Genomic DNA, 4,361 nt, shown 5'->3' on the forward strand with positions numbered 1-4,361 from the left:
CCTCGTCCCCGACCCGACGACTCCCCCTGTTCGCCCTGGTCGTCTGCGGCCTCGCCGTCGTCGCGGCGGTGGTGTCCTTCGTGCAGGGGGCGTGGCCGGTGGGGATCGTCTGGGTCCTGCTGGCCGGACTGTCGTCCAACATGGCCTGGTACTACGTGCGCCGCGCCAGGCTGGAGCGGGCCTCGGCCGAGGCGAACGGCGTCAGTGGGGGATGAAGACGCCCTCGGGCTCGCCCTCCCAGAAGCGGAAGTACCGCAGCCCGTAGGCGACCTCCTGCCAGGAGACGCCCAGAGCCCCCATAACGGCGTCGACGCCGTCCCAGAAGACGGCGTTGACCTCCGGGATCCACAGGCAGGCGAAGACCGCGAGGAGACCGAAGGGTGCGAAGGGCTCCATCTGGCGGCGGGCCTTGGGCGAGAGCCACGGTTCGATGACGCCGTAGCCGTCCAGGCCGGGGACGGGCAGGAAGTTGAGGATCGCGGCCGTGACCTGGAGCATCGCCAGGAAGGCCAGTGCGCAGCGGAACGCGATCGGCGCGTCGTCCAGCAGGCCCAGCAGGAAGGGTGTGACCAGGACGAGGGCGAGGGCGGCGTTGACCAGGGGGCCGGCCGCCGAGATCAGGCTGTGCTTGAGCCGGCCGCGGATGCGGTGGCGCTCGATGAACACCGCGCCGCCGGGGAGGCCGATGCCGCCCATGATCACGAAGACCACGGGCAGGACGATGCTCAGCAGGGCGTGGGTGTACTTGAGGGGGTTGAGGGTGAGGTAGCCCTTGGCTCCGACGGATATGTCGCCGCCGTGCAGCGCGGTGCGCGCGTGCGCGTACTCGTGCAGGCACAGGGAGACGATCCAGGCCGAGACGACGAAGAGGAACACCGCGAAACCGGTGCTCGCCGCGTAGCCCGCCCATACGCCCCAGGCCGACACCCCCATGACGGTGACGAGCCCCAGGAACACGGGGCTGACCTGTCTGTTCATGGGGCCAGACCGTACCCGGAGCGGTCGCCGGGGCACGAGCCGGGGCCCGTGCCCCGGCCGGCCTACTGGGCGCTGATGTCGATCGTGCGCCGCTTGCCCTGCGGCGACTTCGGGATGTGTACGGTGAGAACCCCGTCGGCCAGGTCGGCCGAGACCGCGTCGTCGTCGATGTCGTGGGGGACCATGGTGCGGTAGGAGAACCGGCCGGTCCGGCGGCTGAGCACCTTCCCGTGGTGCTCCTCCTCGAGCTCGCCGGTGATGTGCAGCTCGTTGGCGTCCAGCTCCACCGAGACGTTCTCGCGCGGGATGCCGGGCAGCTCGGCCCGCACCAGATAGGCGTCCTCGGTCTCCTCCTCCTCGACCAGCGGTACCCAGGGCCGCTCGCCGGTGGGCGTGGTGCCCTGCTGGAAGAACCGGCCCACCTCGGACCACAGGTTCTCGAACTCGCTGCGCGGGTCGCGCCAGCCCGGCTGCTGCCGTGCCGGGCGCTGCGCGCCCTCTCCGCGCCGTACTGGCATCTTCACGGGAGTGCCTCCCTCCTCGTGGCCTGTCCGTGCGCCGTGGCGGGTATCCGGGCGTGGGCGAACATAACGGGCGGCCCGCCGACGGGCCGGGGGAAGGCCGTCGGCGGGCCGCCGCGGGAGGACCGGTGCCGGCCGGTGGGGGAGGGCCGGCCGCCGCCGGTCAGTGGAAGGTGTGCTCCTCGGTGGGGAAGGCGGAGCCGACCACGTCCTGGGCGAACCCGCGCGCCGCGTCGCCGAGCGTCTCGCGCAGCCGCGCGTACTGCTTGACGAAGCGCGGCATCCGGCCCGCCGTCATGCCGGCCATGTCCGTCCAGACCAGCACCTGGGCGTCGCAGTCCGGGCCGGCGCCGATGCCGATGGTCGGGATGCTCAGGGAGCGGGTGACCTCGGCGGCCAGCTCGGCCGGCACCATCTCCATGACGAGGGCGAAGGCGCCGGCGTCCTGGGCGGCCTTGGCGTCGCGCAGGAGCTGGTGGGCGGCCTCGTCGCCGCGGCCCTGGACGTAGTAGCCGCCCAGCGCGTTGACCGACTGCGGGGTCAGGCCCAGGTGGGACATCACGGGGATGCCGGACCGCACGAGCAGTTCGGTCTGGGCCAGCGAGCGCTCGCCGCCCTCGAGCTTCACCGCCCCGGCGCCGGCCTCCTTCACCAGGCGGGTGGCGTTGCGCAGGGCCTGGACGGGGCCCTCCTGGTACGAGCCGAAGGGGAGGTCGGCGACGACCATCGCCCGTCGGGTGCCGCGTACGACGGCGGCGGACATCATGGCCATCTGCTCCATGGTGACGGGCACCGTGGAGTCGTAGCCGAGGTGGCAGTTGCCCGCCGAGTCCCCGACGAGCAGGACGGGGATGCCCGCCTCGTCGAAGACGGACGCGGTCATCGCGTCGTACGCGGTGAGCATGGGCCACTTCTCGCCGCGCTCCTTGGCGGCGGCCAGGTCCCTCACGGTGATGCGTCGCTGCTGCGTTCCGCCGTACAGCGCCTTGCTGCTGTCGGCCGCCTGCTGGGCATGCGTCATTGCGCCGGCTCCTGTGTTCGTCGTCTCGAGGCGCCCTCACGGCGTCCCCGGATCCGTGTCCATGGTGGCACTGCCACCGGGCGGGAGGGAAGGGGGACCGCCTGTGGTGCGACACGGGGGAGCGTGTGGCGGCACGAGACGGGTTGGTGCCGCGAATGTCCTAACCTGTGGCGATGAGTGCAGTTGGTTCCGAAGCGCCGCCGTGTTCGACGGTCCCGGAGGCCGTGCATCGCAGGCGCTGGGCGATCCTGGCCGTCCTGATGCTCAGCCTGCTGATCGTCGTGCTGGACAACTCGATCCTCAACGTCGCGATGAAGACCATCGCGACCCCGCCTCCCACCGGCCTCGGCGCCACCCACAGCCAGCTGGAGTGGGCGGTGAACTCCTACACGCTCGTCTTCGCGGGGCTGCTGTTCACCTCGGGCCTGCTCGCGGACCGCTTGGGGCGCAAGCGGGTGCTGCTGGCGGGCCTGGTGCTGTTCGGCGCGGGCTCGGTGCTGGCCGGGCTGTCCGAATCGCCCGGCGAGCTGATCGCCTTCCGCGCGCTGATGGGGGTCGGCGGCGCCCTGGTGATGCCCTCCACGCTCGCCGTCCTGATGAACGTCTTCGAACGCGACGAGCAGCCCAGGGCCATGGGGATCTGGACCGGGGGCGTCGGCGTGGCCATCGCCGTGGGGCCGGCCACCGGCGGCCTGCTGCTGGAGCACTTCTGGTGGGGCTCGGTCTTCATGGTCAACGTGCCCATCGTGATCGCCGCGCTGATCGCGATGGCCGTGCTCGTCCCCGAATCCAGGGATCCCGCGCCCGGCCGCCCCGACGTCCCCGGTGTTCTGCTGTCGGTCGTCGGCCTGGTACTGCTGGTGTACGGCATCATCAAGGGCGGGCAGCTCGCCGACTTCACCGACCCCGAGGTGCTGCTCACGGTGGGCGGCGGCCTCGCCGTCCTGGCCGGGTTCGTGCTCCACGAGAGGCGCAGCCGGCACCCGGCCCTGGATGTGCGGTACTTCCGCGAGCCGGCCTTCTCGGCCGCCGTCACCGCCGTGGCGCTGGTGTTCTTCGCGCTGATGGGCGTGACGTTCTTCATGGTCTTCTACACCCAGAGCGTGCGCGGCTACACCCCCTTCCAGACCGGCCTGCTGCTGCTCCCGCTCGCCGCCTCGCAGCTCTTCTTCGCCTCCCGGGCCGAGCTGGCCGTGAAGCGCTTCGGCGCCCGGGCCACCTGCACGGCCGGCCTGCTGGCGGTCGCCGCGACCATGGCGGCGTTCGTACTGCTCGGCACCGACACGCCGATCTGGGTCCTGGAGGTCCTCTTCGTCGTCCAGGGCGCCGGGATGGCGCACGTCACGCCACCCGTCACGGTCACGATCATGCAGGCGCTGCCGCGTGAGAAGGCCGGTTCCGGGTCGGCGGTCAACAACATCTTCCGGCAGGTCGGCGGCGCACTGGGCGTCGCCGTGCTCGGTTCGCTGCTGTCGGCGGCCTACCGGGGCTGGATCGACGGCGAGCTGGCCGGGGTGCCGGGCCTGTCGGAGGGGGACCGGCGCGCGGCAGGCGAGTCCATCGAAGCCACCCGGGCGCTGGCCGAGCGGATGGGCCCGGTGGGCCGGACGCTGGCCGAGCGGGCCGACGAGGCGTTCGTCCACGCCATGCACGTCACGGTCGCGGCCTCCGCCGCCGTCACCCTGGCCGGCGCGGTCGTCGTCGCGTGGTTCATGCCGGGCAGGCCGGGCGCGCCGGAGGGGAAGGGCGAGCGGGAGTGGAGGCGGTTGCCCGAGGGGCCGGCCGAGCAGGCCGTGGACGGAGTGCTGGACGGCGCCCGGACGCGCGGCTGAGGGTGGGGG

General features: G+C 72.4%; 5 protein-coding genes. 2 read left to right on the forward strand and 3 right to left on the reverse strand.

All coding sequences use genetic code 11. The features are described 5' to 3' along the window. Window positions 1-26: 26 nt before the first annotated feature. Window positions 27-215 (forward strand): hypothetical protein, encoded by a 189-nt coding sequence (locus L7D48_RS26520; protein ID WP_237883273.1) that lies wholly within the window; start codon window positions 27-29, stop codon window positions 213-215. On the opposite strand, the gene L7D48_RS26525 is transcribed toward L7D48_RS26520, so the two are convergent. From L7D48_RS26525 to panB, 3 genes are all read right to left on the reverse strand, one after another. Further along, window positions 202-978, reverse strand: a complete 777-nt coding sequence (locus L7D48_RS26525) for a site-2 protease family protein (RefSeq protein ID WP_237883267.1) — start codon at window positions 976-978, stop codon at window positions 202-204. The genes L7D48_RS26520 and L7D48_RS26525 overlap by 14 nt on opposite strands. Window positions 979-1,040: 62 nt before the next feature. Beyond that, window positions 1,041-1,496 carry an Hsp20/alpha crystallin family protein gene (locus L7D48_RS26530; protein WP_237883275.1) on the reverse strand — a complete coding sequence of 152 codons (456 nt, stop codon included), beginning with the start codon at window positions 1,494-1,496 and terminating at the stop codon, window positions 1,041-1,043. A gap of 166 nt (window positions 1,497-1,662) precedes the next feature. After that, on the reverse strand, window positions 1,663-2,520 hold the full coding sequence (gene panB / locus L7D48_RS26535) for a 3-methyl-2-oxobutanoate hydroxymethyltransferase (RefSeq protein ID WP_237883269.1): 858 nt from the start codon (window positions 2,518-2,520) through the stop codon (window positions 1,663-1,665). 173 nt (window positions 2,521-2,693) lie between these two features. Between panB and L7D48_RS26540 the strand changes: the two genes are divergently transcribed. Beyond that, complete coding sequence (locus L7D48_RS26540) at window positions 2,694-4,352, forward strand: MFS transporter (RefSeq protein WP_237883271.1); 1,659 nt, start codon at window positions 2,694-2,696, stop codon at window positions 4,350-4,352. The last annotated feature ends 9 nt before the right edge of the window (window positions 4,353-4,361 follow it).

Source organism: Streptomyces sp. ICN903 (assembly GCF_022015835.1).
Classification (GTDB): domain Bacteria; phylum Actinomycetota; class Actinomycetes; order Streptomycetales; family Streptomycetaceae; genus Streptomyces; species Streptomyces fenghuangensis.

What these genes read in the sequence shown, in the direction of transcription:
- L7D48_RS26525 (WP_237883267.1), bottom strand. Translation starts at nt 978, where the DNA reads ATGAACAGACAGGTCAGCCCCGTGTTCCTGGGGCTCGTCACCGTCATG.
- L7D48_RS26530 (WP_237883275.1), bottom strand. Translation starts at nt 1,496, where the DNA reads ATGCCAGTACGGCGCGGAGAGGGCGCGCAGCGCCCGGCACGGCAGCAG.
- panB (WP_237883269.1), bottom strand. Translation starts at nt 2,520, where the DNA reads ATGACGCATGCCCAGCAGGCGGCCGACAGCAGCAAGGCGCTGTACGGC.
- L7D48_RS26540 (WP_237883271.1), top strand. Translation starts at nt 2,694, where the DNA reads ATGAGTGCAGTTGGTTCCGAAGCGCCGCCGTGTTCGACGGTCCCGGAG.